Genomic DNA, 12,632 nt, shown 5'->3' with positions numbered 1-12,632 from the left:
ACGGGAAACGGGGAGCAGAGAAGAGAGTTTTGCAAAGCTGGGGGAGAAAAACAACTTCTGTCTCCTAACTTCTGACTTCTCCTTATCTCCCTTGTTTATGAAGCGCGGCTATTATTTCTCTTGTTTGAGTAGGTCTGCAAGGGTAACACCAGTCTGCGACCCTTTGCCCTCAAAAATAGAGCCTACCTTACCTTCTTTAAAGCGTGCTTGTACTTGACTGACTAAATCGTTTGGTAGCGGTACGTATCCGACTTCTGACACCAGTTCTTGATTTTCTGGTGCGAAGTGGAAATCAACAAATGCTTGGACTTCAGGACGGGTTGCCGCAGATTTTTTCACGTAAATGAATTCTGGGCGAGATAGAGGCTGATAAGTGCCGTTACCTATTGTTTCTGCGCTTGGCTGAATACAACCTTTGCCATTGTCAATGCTCGCCAATGCCAACTTATCTTTATTATTCTCGTAGTAAGCGTAACCAAAGAAGCCAAGCCCACCAGGATCGGCACTCACACCTTGTACTAAGGTATTGTCATCCTCAGATGCAGTATAGTCTCCTCGGCTCTCACCTTCTTTGCCCACAACAGCGTTAGTGAAGAAATCGTAAGTACCAGAATCAGTTCCAGGACCATAAAGCCCTAGTTTTTGGTTGGGGAACTCAGGGCGAATTTGATTCCAAGTTGTGACTTTACCTTGAGCTGCTGGTTCCCACATTTTTTTTAACTCAGCGATCGTCAAGCATTGGGCAAACTTGTTTTGCGGGTTTACTACGACCGATATACCATCGTAGGCTACTGGTAACTCGATATATTCAACGTTACCTTTTTTACACAGTTCTACTTCTTCTGCCTTAATCGGACGGGAAGCATTGGAAATATCTGTTTCGTTGTTGCAGAATTTCTTGAATCCGCCACCAGTACCAGACTGAGCTACCGTGACTTGAACGCCAGGATTTGCTTTTTGAAATTCCTCTGCCATTGCTTCGGAAATGGGAAACACGGTGCTGGAGCCGTCTACCTTGACTGTCCCAGATAAATTAGAGCCAGTAGTAGTATTTGCTGCTGGACTTGCACCTTCTCCTTGAGGAGAGGCAGGTGCGTTACTTGCAGTCTGGTTACCACTGCCACAAGCAGTTACTCCCAAGACTAAAACCACAGCCGAAGTAAGGGATGCTATACGAATATTGCGAGAAAGCATACTATTTGTTATTTCTGGAATCTTTGCACGGATACTCCTAGAGGAGTATAGAGCTTTTACTATAGATATGTTATTACTTGGCAGTTAAGTGAAGGTTAATGGTAACTATAAATATTCCTTTAGGTAGATTATCACCTTTTGCTAGTGCTGAAATGCCAGGTTTGTATCCGAGTTTGCCACTTCCAGATTTGTATCAAATATTGCCATTATCATAGCATCGATCGCACCTTGGAACTGCGGAGCGCTGCAACACAAGGGAAAAGATAATTTAGATGACAGCTTAATACAACTTTGAGTTCCACCAATCGCCTAGATGGACGTGATAATATAGCCAGTGCAACGCCAGAAATTGCGATCGCGCTGCATTCAGACAAAAGCGTCAACTAAATCTCTATTATTGGCTTTTATCGCTAGTGGCTGTTCCTAACCAATTTCTTTGGTCCTTGATTGGTTTGCTTCTTACTATTGGTGGCACTTTTGTAGAAGCATATATAACTAGTGCGCCGATAAGTTGGCACGAGCGCGGGATACAGACAATATCTCTAGGTGTCACCTGTCAAATTGGTGCTGTCCTACTCGTAGGTTGTTTGGGTGGCAAAAGTGCGGCAGCATTATCCCAAATTGCTTATTTATTGCTCGGCTTGATTTGGTTGCCAATATTTGCTCAAGGTGGCGGTTTTGGCTACTGGCGAGAACTGAATTTTGGATACGTATTGGGTTTTATTCCTGGGGCTTGGGTCTGTGGCTTACTGGCGTTTCGGCAAGATGCAATGAAACTAGAGAGTCTTGCTGGTAGCTGTCTAGGTGGCTTGCTGATAATTCACCTCTGCGGTTTAGCATATTTGTTGCTTAGCCAAATTTTCCACTGGGCAAGCACGCAAGCTCAATCTATAATTCAACCTATACTTCAGTATTCTTGGTATCCTCTCCCAGGACAACTAGCTGTAGTTTGTGCTGTCTCTATTATTGCTTATGGCTGGAGACTGATAATGTTTTATTAGTCATTTGTCAGTGACTAGTGACTGGTGACTAGTGGATAGACTGGAAGAAGAATCTAACCACCAACCTCTAGCCACTAGTCGCTTATCATTTACCAATGACTAAATTATGAAAAATCGCCGTTTCTGGATGGCAGCGATCGCCAGTTTTATCTTAGACCAGTTAACTAAATTCTGGGTGGTACAAAGTTTTGACTTAGGTGAAACTTACCCAATTTGGTCTAATGTGTTTCATTTCACCTATGTGACAAACACTGGTGCTGCCTTCAGTTTGTTTGCTGGCGAAGTGGGTTGGTTACGCTGGCTATCTCTGATAGTGAGTTTGCTGTTAATTGCGTGGGCTTATTTTGGTCCGCCAATGAAACCTCTGGAACAATGGGGTTATGGTTTCATTTTGGGAGGAGCGTTAGGCAACGGGATCGATCGCTTTTTTGCGGGTTACGTGGTAGATTTCTTAGATTTTCGGCTAATTGGATTTCCTGTTTTTAACCTGGCAGATGTGTCGATCAATTTGGGTATTGTCTGCATCCTAATTGCAAGTTTGCCAAAAGTTTCTACTCTTAAAAGATTGCGATAAACAAAAAAATGTAGAGACATTATATGTAACGTCTCTACATACTAAATATCACAGCATTAAGATTGCTAACAAATGCCTGCTTTTACCAACTCAAATTAGGGAGTTGTAGGAGCTGGCTCAGTTCCAGGTGTAGTAGGTGAAGAACCATCGGGAGCTGGGGCAGTACCAGGATCGGTGGGCATAGTGCCATCGGGAGCTGGGGCAGTACCAGGATCGCTAGGCATAGTACCGTCTGGAGCCGGGGCAGTCTCGGGGGTGGTGGGCATAGTGCCATCGGGAGCTGGGGCAGTACCAGGATCGCTAGGCATAGTACCGTCTGGAGCCGGGGCAGTACCAGGATCGCTAGGCATAGTACCATCGGGAGCCGGGGCAGTCTCGGGAGTGGTGGGCATAGTACCATCGGGAGCCGGGGCAGTCTCGGGAGTAGTAGCGTCGGGAGCTGGTGCAGCCTCGGGAGTAGTGGCATCGGGAGCTGCTTCAGTACCAGTAGGCGCACCACCAGTTAAAGGCTGACCACCAGGACAACGAGAATTCAACGGAAACTTTTCGCAGAGGATTTTCTTTCCTTCTTCCGAAAGCTTAATCTCTGGGGGTTCTTTAGCGGCTTCTTGAGCAAATGCGGCGTGGCTCGATAGAGTTAGTGCAAATGCGGCACCTAATAGTGATAAAAACTTGATCTTCATCCCACTCACACCTCAGATTAAATATTTCTGATTAAGTCAACAACAAATTTCGTTAAATGCTACCATATTCCCTATGAAAAGTCAAGATATATAATAAATTTTCAAAGGAAACCGACTCAATCAAAACTTGTTTGCCAAGCAGATATACATATTTAGAAGCACTATAAATGCGTTAAAGTAAGTCTGCGTAGAAAGTCAGAGATGTTTTACCTGCTAAGTAGAATGGTAGCAGAAGCGATCGCGATCGTAATCCGTAGCAGTCGTTGTGTTATTGAGAAAGATCGAAGACAGCAAGTAGCGAGCAGTGACTAGCGATCGCCGATCGCAATTGAACTGCCAGCTACAATTCACCAGAGACTTGCTCACGCTCGACGATCGATGATAATCGCTAGATTTGGCATAATAGATAGAATTTCTGCCAACGCTAAAAAAATTAATTCCTGCTGCCTGAGTAGAACATGACCCCTCCCCAGCCACCGCGAAAACCGCAAACATTGCTCAGTCGAGCAACTCAGGTAGTCAAAACGCTTCAAGCTAAAGTGCAGATTCCAGGGCTTGCCCTGAAGCCAAACGCCAGAGTTGCCGAATTGTGGATACAGGATGCGGGGACAGACAAAGCAGAGACTTACCCTCTACTAGGCGATCGCTATTTGATCGGACGCAGTGCTAAATCTTGCGATATTGTCGTTCGCAACCCTGTTGTCAGCCAAATTCATCTGTCGTTAGCTAGAGATAGTAGCAAGAGGCGATCGCCCTTCGTCCTGCGGGATGAAAATTCTACGAATGGCATTTACTGGGGTAAGCGCCGCGTTGCCGCGATCGAACTTCATCACGGTGACGTTTTCACTCTTGGACCCCCAGAACTTGCCGCTGCCGTGCGGATAAAATTCCATAATCCTCCACCTCAATATGTCCGCACGCTGCAATGGGTGGCAGGTGGGATTGGTGGTGTGACGGCATTGCTGGCGATCGTTGTAGGGTACGAGTGGACGAAGTTTTCTGTCACTCCTTTACCTGCTGCAACTGGGGGTCCAACGATCGTTTTTGCCCGCGATGGAGAAACGATGCTGCGTCAACCTCGCAGTACGGCACATACAGATTTGAAAAGCTTGCGGGACTTTTCGACTTATCTGCCCAAAGCTATCATCGCTTCAGAAGACAGCCGCTATTACTGGCATTTTGGCGTTGATCCCATCGGAATTTTACGCGCCACGGTCGTCAACGTCGGTAGCCGAGAATTCGAGCAAGGGGCAAGTACTGTCACCCAACAGGTATCGCGGAGTATATTTCGCACTTACGTAGGCGCAGAGGACTCGTTAGGACGGAAGTTGCGCGAGGCAGTGGTGGCGCTGAAGCTGGAAACGTTTTATAGCAAAGATTTTATTCTACTCATGTATCTCAACCGCGTCTTTCTGGGAGCGGATACATACGGCTTTGAAGATGCAGCGCGATTCTATTTTGATAAATCAGCCAAGGAACTCAATCTTTCGGAAGCTGCGACTTTAGTGGGAATTTTACCCTCTCCCAACGGATTTAATTTTTGCGGTGACGTGCGCAGCAACCAAAAAGCAATTGAATACCGCAACCGCGTTATTAGTCGGATGTTGGCGCAAGGAATGGTGACAACAGAAGAAGCAAATCGGGCGCGGCGATCGCAAATTGAAGTGAGTTCTCGCGTCTGTGAAGCCCAAGCCAATACAATTGCGCCATACTTTTACAACGCTGTCTTTCAAGAACTGCAAGCAATTTTAGGCAAAGAACTAGCAGCGGAAGGCAATTATATCGTTGAAACCCAGCTCGATCCAAATATGCAAGCAAAAGCAGAAGAAGCTTTACGCAACTCGGTACGGCAAGCTGGAGCAAGTATCGGCTATTCCCAAGGGGCAGCGATCACCCTCGATGCTAGTACTGGTGCAGTGCTGGCGATGGTGGGAGGCACTGATTACAAAACTAGTCAGTTCAACCGAGTGACTCAAGCTCAGCGCCAACCCGGTTCGGCTTTTAAACTTTTTACTTATGCGGCGGCGATCGAAAAAGGAATTTCCCCTAGTAAATATTATTCTTGTGCGCCTGTATCTTGGCAAGGACAGCGATTTCGCGGCTGCGTTCGCGGCAGTGACGAGCTAGATGTAGCGACGGGGTTAGCCCTATCGGAAAACCCGATTGCCCTGCGAGTTGCTCAAGATGTCGGACTAGATAGTATTATGCGGATGGCGCAAAGACTGGGAATTCAGTCGCCCTTGCAACCAGTTCCAGGCTTAGTCTTAGGACAAAGCGAAACCAATTTACTTGAAATGACCGGAGCATACAGCGCGATCGCGAATGATGGCGTGTGGAACCGTCCTCATCTGATTATGAGGATATTAGATAGTAGCGACTGTGGCGATCGCCAAGACTTGAAAACCTGTCGCGAGATTTATGCTTACAATCGCACCCAAACCACAAATCGGCGGATACTTAGCCCAGGAGTAGCCCAGACGGTAACTTCCATGCTACGCGGAGTGGTAGAACGCGGTACTGGTACGGCAGCAAATATCGGATTGGGTGAGGAAGCTGGGAAAACGGGTACGAGTGGTTTAGCAGCCAGAAATCAAAATTTTGACCTTTGGTTTATTGGGTTTCTGACCAGAGAAAAACTCGTGACGGGGGTATGGTTGGGAAATGATAATAATGCGCCTGTGTCTGGTTATGGCGTGCAGGCGGCGCGTTTGTGGGGCAGTTATATGCGAGAAGTGGTGCGCTAATAACGTTCTTGAGGGCGCACATCTGGGGCGCACACCAATAGGGGCGCACAGCCGTTCGCCCCTACAAACATAATTATCGGTCAAAAATCTAACTTTCAGCTCTCATGAAGTAGCTAAATAACTGAGAGAATTGTGATGTAAAACACAAAAAAGGCTGATTAGCCCGATAAGTATGAATCGTCGGCTAAAACTAGAGCGATCGCTTGCTAAGTCGCTACAAGAGTACCTCAGAGGCATTACTGGGGGACTGTTGTTTAGTTTACCCCTGTTGTACACGATGGAAGTTTGGTGGGCTGGCTTTATCGTCCATCCCGTACGCTTGTTAATTTACGTGCTGGCTACTTTTACGCTGCTCTTGGCATACAACCGCTATGCAGGCTTGCGCAGATCTGCTGGTGCGTTAGAAGTCGCGATCGATTCCGTGGAGGAAATGGGTATAGGATTGGTTGTTGCTGCCGTCATGCTGTGGCTGTTAGGACAAATTAACACCGATATGAATCTGACAGAGATCGGTGGGAAAATCGTTGTAGAAGCTATGACTGTTGCTATTGGTGTATCTATCGGTACTGCCCAATTAGGAGGAGGAGGCAAGCAAGAAAGCGATACGGGAATGAAAGGAGAAGATTCCCAACCTAGTTCTAGTCCCGTACCCTTTTTGGCAGATGGCGAAGGCGATTTTGGCGGACAAATTGCGATCGCCTTATGTGGCTCGGTATTATTTGCTGCTAACCTCGCTCCTACAGAAGAAATTATTGTTATTGCAATTGAGGCTTCTACAGCACGACTGCTAGGACTTGCCTTACTCTCAATCTTATTTGCCGTGCTAATTCTGTTTTATAGTGACTTTACTGGTTCCCAGCGCTTCAGCCAGATCAGGGGAATTAAAAATATTTTATTTGGTGCGGTTATCACTTACGCGATCGCTCTATTTGCAGCTGCGGCTATTCTCTGGTTTTTCGGACGCTTTGACGATACAACTCTCTTCATTTGTCTAGCTCAAATCGTTGTTTTAGGAGTCGCTTCTACTTTGGGGGCTTCTGCTGGGAGGCTATTGTTGCAATGAAAAAACTAGAAAAAAATTGGTTAGAGTGGATTGTTTTTGTTATTAGTCTCATTCTCGTATTATTTACGCTGGGTTACATAGTTTATGACGGTGCAACTTTAGGTGAAACTCCACCAAATATCGAACTACAACTCGGTCAACCTCAACCGCAAAGCGATCGCTTTATCGTTCCCGTCACTGCTACAAATCGCGGCGACGAAACAGCAGAAACCGTACAAATCGAAGTGACGCTTAACAGCGATGGTAGAGAAGCAGAAACTGCCGAATTTGAAATTGCTTTCCTTCCTCGCCATTCAACTCGTCGAGGCTGGGTAACATTTCAAACCGATCCTCGAACCGTAGAACAAATTGAAGCACGGGTACTGGGATTTGAAAAACCATAAATATCAAGTCGTAAGTTGTAGGGACGGGTTTAGCAGATAGATATACAACTGAGACAGGAAATTAAGAGTCAAAACCCGCCCGTACAGAAGTCAAAAGTCAAAAGTTAAAAGTCACTAATAACTGACAACTGATAACTGACTTTGGAACCTTATGATTCTTTCGCAAGTCTTGTTATTTAACAGATTTAGCAATATATAGCGGAGAGGAATAAGTATATGCTTACTTTTAAGCCCTGGCAGACAGGGACAGCTTTTCTTATGGCTTTATCTATTGGTACTAGCGCTACTCTACCAATGGTAATGACAGCTCCAGCAACGGCTCAGGTGTTTCCATCGTCGCCAGGAAGTAGTAGGATTAGCGATCGCACGACTATTCGGGCTGGGGCAAGAATTCCCGTGCGCTATGACGAAGCCGAAAAAATCGTTATTAGTCCGAAAGAGAGGATGCGCTTAACTCTTACGGTAGCTGCCAACGTTACCAACCGCAACGGTACAGTGTTAATTCCAGATGGAAGTTTAATTGAAGGCGAACTCGTTCCTGCTGATGGTGGTTCTCAATTTATTGCCAGAAATTTAATTATTGATGATGGCAGACGGCAATCAATTGATGCTTCCTCTGATGTGATTGAAACTACCCAGCTGCGTAGGGGAGTAAGTACGGGATCGATTCTCAAAGGTGCAGTTGTGGGAGCTGCCGCTGGTGCAGCTTTAGGCGGACTAACAGGCAATCGTCGCATTTCTACCGGAGAGGTATTAATCGGTACGGGAGTCGGTGCTGCGGGTGGCGCTGTGCTAGGACGTAAAAAAGCTGATGTAGTTGTCATTAACCCTGACACCGACTTAGATCTGATTTTGGATTCTAGTTTGACAGTCGATCGCTATTAAAGAGAAGAATTGTAGAGACGTTTTATGAAACCTCTCTACAACAGCAATTATTGTGGAGAAAGTTGAATCGGAGAAGTCTCTTGCTGCTGTTGCTCTTGGCGTTCCTCAATTGTGGCTTGAATTTTAGGATTATCTAACAGTTTTTTTGTATCAGCTAACAAGCGATCGCCCCACAAATTTTGTCTGAGAAATTCCAAGTCACCATAGCGACTATCAATTTTTAAGGCTGCCGTTCCCAATTGCAATCCTCTTGCTTGTTCACCTTGGCTGTATAAAGCAACTGCCATTGCCAGTTGGGGTTCTGCGGCTTGCTTGTCAACAGCTAAAGCTGCTTGCCATTGCTCCATTGCCTCATCTATATTGCCCTGTTCGTATTGAATTAAGCCGATATTATTAATAGCAGGCCAAAACTTTTTATCTAAAGCAATTGCTTTGTCATATTGAGCGATCGCATCTGGTAATTGCCCGACTTTGTAGTAAGAATTTCCCAGATCGAACAATGCTTCCTTATCGTTTGGTTTGAGTTTCAAGCCAGCTTGCAGACTATCTATTGCTGCTTTGTAATTGCCTTTTTGAAAGTGCGCCGAACCCATCGCAAACAACACGGAAGGGTTTTGGGGAGCTAACGCCTGCGCTTTATTCAGAGCCGCGATCGACTCGTTATATTTGTTTGTCTGTAAGTACAAACCCCCTAAGAGCAACCAAGCCATATAGTTTTTAGGAGCTAACTGAGTTGCCAGTCGCGCCCTCGGTACAGCCATTTCAAACTGTTGAAACTGCGCTAACTGAGCAGCCTCCTGCGCCAAACTCAATCCCTGTCGCTCCAACTGAGCTGAATCGAGTTGTAGCGTATGTGGAACGAGTGCCTGCCCCAGTGCAGGGGGAGCTACACTCCCTAAACCCAAAATCACCAGTAAAGACAGCCAGGATTTACGACTTGGCACGGTACACGCCTCAATTATCTTGCAACATAACCTTCAGCTAGCTTAAACCATACTAGCGACGAGTGAGTAGTGAGTGGCTGCTGACTAGTGACTAGTAAATAGGGTGTGGGATGTGGAGATTTTAAATTTCTTTCTCCCTCTGCTCCCTACTCCCTGCTCCCTGCTCCCTCGTCTCCCACAAAAGAGCGGATAACCCTAATTTCCGTAGGGAGCGATCGCCCTTTTGCTAGAGATAATCGCACGGTAACAGTCGTTACGATAATAAGTGTACGAAACATTTTAGTTATTGATGCTTCTTTATTACTGGGAACAATATCAGCAAGATAGTGCGGCAAATGCGCAGGCATATAAATGATTTATGACTTGCACCTAATAAATTTTGCTTGCTTCTTCCCTTATCCCTCACCCCTCGCTCCTAATATGACCGCTACCCAGCCTATAGAACTTCCCCTGATTGGTAAAATCAAGCATCCAGTACGATGGCTTGTTGGACTAGTGGCTGCTGGTGTCGTAGTGGCTGGTTCTGCAACTTATGTCATTGTGGATCGCTCAACGCCCAAGATCGATCTAGCTAAGTTAACCGTACCTGTTGAAGCTAGAGACTTGACACTGCGAATTAATGCTAGCGGCAAAGTCGTACCGATCCAAAGTGTCAACGTCAGCCCTAAAGTAGCAGGAGTGCTGAAGAATTTATTAGTAGAACAGGGCGATCGCGTCCAAGCCGGACAGATTATTGCCAAAATGGATGATGCTGACTTGCAAGCGCAACTGATCCAAGTACGTGCCAAACTCGCTCAAGCCCAAGCTGAATTAGCGCAAGCCCGTGCGGGAAATCGCATACAAGAAATCGAGCGCGCTCAAGCTCAGGTAGATGCAGCCCAAGCTAGAGCAAACTTCGCACGGGAAAAACTAGAACGTTATCGGAGATTAACGCAACAAGGTGCGATCGCCCAAAACGAGTTAGATCAATATGTGAGTGAAAGCCAAAGCGCTCAAGCTAACCTACGGGAAGCACAACGCCAGCTATCGCTGCTAAAAAGCGGTAGTCGTCCAGAAGAAATAACCCAACGCCAAGCAGTCGTGCAAGCAGCTCAAGGTGAGTTACAAGCTCTTCAAGTTAAGCTCAACGATACAATTATTCGCGCTCCCTTTACGGGTTTGGTGACGCAAAAGAATGCTTCAGAAGGAGCTTTTGTCACCCCCACAACTTCGGCATCTAGCGGCACGTCTAGCTCGAATTCATCGCTAGCCAACTCAACTTCGATTGTCGTGCTGGCCAAAGGTTTGGAAGTTTTGGCAGAAGTTCCAGAAGTTGATGTTGGACAAATTAAATCGGGACAGCAAGTTGAAATTGTAGCTGATTCTTATCCCGATCGCGTTTTCAAAGGTCACGTCCGTTTGGTTGCTCCCGAAGCCGTTGTCGATCAGAACGTCACTTCTTTTCAAGTTCGAGTTGCACTCGATTCCGGTCTGGATAAATTACTATCTGGGATGAATGTAGACTTAACATTCTTGGGTCAAAATCTCAACGATGCCTTAGTCGTACCCACAGTATCGATTGTCACTCAACAAGGTAAAACTGGGGTTCTAGTCCCAGGAGAAAAGAACAAACCTGAATTTCGTCCGGTCACAATTGGCTCTAGTATTCAAGACCAGACGCAAATCTTACAAGGTTTAAAACAAGGCGATCGCGTTTTCCTCGACCTACCAAAAAACCAACAACCAGAACAAGAAACTGAGTAGTAAAGAAAGTGGTGCGTGGTGCGTGAAAAAAGTTATCTTCCCTGCTCGTGCGCTCCCTACTCCCTGCTCGTGCGTTCCCTGCTCCCTGTTAACTAATAACTGAAAATGGATGTTTTAGAAAGTGGCAAGATGGCAACGAAAACGCTGCTATCTAATAAGTTGCGTAGTGCCTTAACTATGTTAGGAATCGTCATCGGCAATGCTTCGGTAATTGCAATGGTGGGAATTGGACAAGGGGCGCAAAGATTTGTTGCCGAACAATTTGAATCTTTAGGAACTAATGTTTTATTTGTCATTCCAGGTAATCGGGATGCTCAAAGAACGACGGTGGATTTGCCAAAAACTTTAGTTTTAGAAGATGCAAAAGCGATCGCTGCCCAAGTACCGACAGTGGCTAAAGTCGCGCCTCAGCTTCAGTCAAGAGAATTAGTCACGTATCGCAACAAAAATACTTATAGTTCAGTTGTCGGTACGACTCCAGAATATACTGCTGTTCGTAACTTCAATCCAGAAAAAGGACGATTTTTTACTCAGCTTGATGTGAAGCGAAATAATCAAGTTGTTGCTTTGGGTTCGGATTTAGCAAAACGGTTATTTATCAACCAAGATCCAATTGGTAAATACGTCCGCATTAAAGACGTGCGCTTTTTAGTGATTGGCGTGATGGAATCAAAGGGATCTGTCTTGGGAACCAACTATGACGATAGCGCGTTGCTACCAATTACAACTATGGCAAGCCGCATCGTCGGTGAAAATTCTCCTTATGGAGTGAGTCTCACTTTTATTTCAATTTCAGCAAAAAGCGATGCCAGTGTAGAGGCGGCTCAATTTCAAATTCAAAACTTACTACGGTTGCGACACAAAGTGACTAGAGAAGACGATTTTAGCGTCCAAAGTCAAAAGGATGTACTAGAAATTGCGGGGACTGTAACGAGTGCTTTAACGGTCATGCTAGCAGCGATCGCCGGAATTTCTTTATTCGTGGGTGGCATCGGGGTCATGAATATCATGCTCGTTTCCGTTACCGAACGCACGCAAGAAATTGGCTTGCGTAAAGCTTTGGGCGCTACCCAGCACGACGTTTTGATTCAATTTCTGATTGAAGCTGTCATATTGTCGGCAGCTGGTGGCATCGTGGGAACTGCCTTGGGTGCAGGTGGTATCCTACTAATTGGTGCGTTTACTCCCTTTCAAGCAGGAATTTCACCTGTAGCAATTGCTTTGGCTGTCAGCATCTCTGGAGGGATTGGCGTTGTCTTTGGTGTCGTTCCTGCCCGTCGTGCTGCCCAACTCGATCCGATAGTTGCTTTGAGAAGCGCTTGATTGGGGAGGAGAGAACAAGGGGGACAAAATTCAAAATTCACGCATTCAAAATTGGGACAAGGGGGACAAGGGGGAACAAGGGAGTAGTTTTCGAT

Annotated in this window: 13 protein-coding genes; 8 read left to right on the top strand and 5 right to left on the bottom strand. The window is 46.0% G+C overall.

Features of this window, described 5'->3' with window-relative positions; all coding sequences use genetic code 11:
* Positions 1-111: 111 nt before the first annotated feature.
* Positions 112-1,194, bottom strand: a complete 1,083-nt coding sequence (locus tag H6G17_RS11885; RefSeq protein WP_192157309.1) for a PstS family phosphate ABC transporter substrate-binding protein — start codon at positions 1,192-1,194, stop codon at positions 112-114.
* Between the two features lie 413 nt (positions 1,195-1,607).
* Between H6G17_RS11885 and H6G17_RS11880 the strand changes: the two genes are divergently transcribed.
* Positions 1,608-2,195, top strand: coding sequence for a biotin transporter BioY (locus tag H6G17_RS11880; RefSeq protein WP_192157307.1), 588 nt, complete (start codon positions 1,608-1,610; stop codon positions 2,193-2,195).
* A 106-nt stretch (positions 2,196-2,301) separates the two neighbouring features.
* Positions 2,302-2,769 carry a signal peptidase II gene (lspA, locus tag H6G17_RS11875; protein ID WP_106547790.1) on the top strand — a complete coding sequence of 156 codons (468 nt, stop codon included), beginning with the start codon at positions 2,302-2,304 and terminating at the stop codon, positions 2,767-2,769.
* Positions 2,770-2,864: 95 nt separating this feature from the next.
* Here lspA and H6G17_RS11870 read toward each other — a convergent pair whose 3' ends face one another.
* Both H6G17_RS11870 and H6G17_RS11865 read right to left on the bottom strand, forming a co-directional pair.
* Positions 2,865-3,452, bottom strand: coding sequence for a hypothetical protein (locus tag H6G17_RS11870; RefSeq protein WP_192157305.1), 588 nt, complete (start codon positions 3,450-3,452; stop codon positions 2,865-2,867).
* 213 nt (positions 3,453-3,665) lie between these two features.
* Positions 3,666-3,803, bottom strand: coding sequence for a hypothetical protein (locus H6G17_RS11865; protein WP_192157303.1), 138 nt, complete (start codon positions 3,801-3,803; stop codon positions 3,666-3,668).
* Between the two features lie 107 nt (positions 3,804-3,910).
* On the opposite strand from H6G17_RS11865, the gene H6G17_RS11860 reads away from it, so the two are divergent.
* From H6G17_RS11860 to H6G17_RS11845, 4 genes are all read left to right on the top strand, one after another.
* Positions 3,911-6,196, top strand: a complete 2,286-nt coding sequence (locus H6G17_RS11860; protein WP_192157301.1) for a transglycosylase domain-containing protein — start codon at positions 3,911-3,913, stop codon at positions 6,194-6,196.
* Positions 6,197-6,368: 172 nt separating this feature from the next.
* Entirely contained in the window at positions 6,369-7,259 is an 891-nt protein-coding gene (locus H6G17_RS11855) for a TIGR02587 family membrane protein (protein ID WP_192157299.1), read from the top strand.
* A complete protein-coding gene (locus H6G17_RS11850) occupies positions 7,256-7,642 on the top strand; it encodes a hypothetical protein (protein WP_192157297.1) in 387 nt (128 codons plus the stop codon). Before H6G17_RS11855 ends, H6G17_RS11850 begins: the two co-directional genes overlap by 4 nt.
* A gap of 216 nt (positions 7,643-7,858) precedes the next feature.
* On the top strand, positions 7,859-8,527 hold the full coding sequence (locus H6G17_RS11845; RefSeq protein WP_192157295.1) for a glycine zipper domain-containing protein: 669 nt from the start codon (positions 7,859-7,861) through the stop codon (positions 8,525-8,527).
* A gap of 47 nt (positions 8,528-8,574) precedes the next feature.
* On the opposite strand, the gene H6G17_RS11840 is transcribed toward H6G17_RS11845, so the two are convergent.
* A complete protein-coding gene (locus H6G17_RS11840) occupies positions 8,575-9,471 on the bottom strand; it encodes a tetratricopeptide repeat protein (RefSeq protein ID WP_192157293.1) in 897 nt (298 codons plus the stop codon).
* Positions 9,472-9,617: 146 nt separating this feature from the next.
* Positions 9,618-9,749: a hypothetical protein gene (locus tag H6G17_RS34050; protein WP_277875985.1), complete on the bottom strand. Its 132-nt coding sequence runs from the start codon at positions 9,747-9,749 to the stop codon at positions 9,618-9,620.
* A 142-nt stretch (positions 9,750-9,891) separates the two neighbouring features.
* On the opposite strand from H6G17_RS34050, the gene H6G17_RS11835 reads away from it, so the two are divergent.
* Positions 9,892-11,214 (top strand): efflux RND transporter periplasmic adaptor subunit, encoded by a 1,323-nt coding sequence (locus H6G17_RS11835; RefSeq protein ID WP_192157291.1) that lies wholly within the window; start codon positions 9,892-9,894, stop codon positions 11,212-11,214.
* A 105-nt stretch (positions 11,215-11,319) separates the two neighbouring features.
* Positions 11,320-12,537 (top strand): ABC transporter permease, encoded by a 1,218-nt coding sequence (locus H6G17_RS11830; RefSeq protein WP_192157289.1) that lies wholly within the window; start codon positions 11,320-11,322, stop codon positions 12,535-12,537.
* Positions 12,538-12,632 lie beyond the last annotated feature (95 nt).

Source organism: Chroococcidiopsis sp. [FACHB-1243] (genome assembly GCF_014696895.1).
Taxonomy (GTDB): Bacteria; Cyanobacteriota; Cyanobacteriia; order Cyanobacteriales; family Chroococcidiopsidaceae; genus Chroococcidiopsis.
This window is presented reverse-complemented; position numbering and strand designations above follow the sequence as displayed.

Excerpts from the sequence above, each read along its gene's own strand:
- H6G17_RS11855 (WP_192157299.1), top strand. The coding sequence starts at position 6,369 with ATGAATCGTCGGCTAAAACTAGAGCGATCGCTTGCTAAGTCGCTACAA.
- H6G17_RS11830 (WP_192157289.1), top strand. The coding sequence starts at position 11,320 with ATGGATGTTTTAGAAAGTGGCAAGATGGCAACGAAAACGCTGCTATCT.
- H6G17_RS11850 (WP_192157297.1), top strand. The coding sequence starts at position 7,256 with ATGAAAAAACTAGAAAAAAATTGGTTAGAGTGGATTGTTTTTGTTATT.
- H6G17_RS11835 (WP_192157291.1), top strand. The coding sequence starts at position 9,892 with ATGACCGCTACCCAGCCTATAGAACTTCCCCTGATTGGTAAAATCAAG.
- H6G17_RS11885 (WP_192157309.1), bottom strand. The coding sequence starts at position 1,194 with ATGCTTTCTCGCAATATTCGTATAGCATCCCTTACTTCGGCTGTGGTT.
- H6G17_RS11860 (WP_192157301.1), top strand. The coding sequence starts at position 3,911 with ATGACCCCTCCCCAGCCACCGCGAAAACCGCAAACATTGCTCAGTCGA.
- H6G17_RS34050 (WP_277875985.1), bottom strand. The coding sequence starts at position 9,749 with ATGTTTCGTACACTTATTATCGTAACGACTGTTACCGTGCGATTATCT.
- lspA (WP_106547790.1), top strand. The coding sequence starts at position 2,302 with ATGAAAAATCGCCGTTTCTGGATGGCAGCGATCGCCAGTTTTATCTTA.
- H6G17_RS11845 (WP_192157295.1), top strand. The coding sequence starts at position 7,859 with ATGCTTACTTTTAAGCCCTGGCAGACAGGGACAGCTTTTCTTATGGCT.
- H6G17_RS11870 (WP_192157305.1), bottom strand. The coding sequence starts at position 3,452 with ATGAAGATCAAGTTTTTATCACTATTAGGTGCCGCATTTGCACTAACT.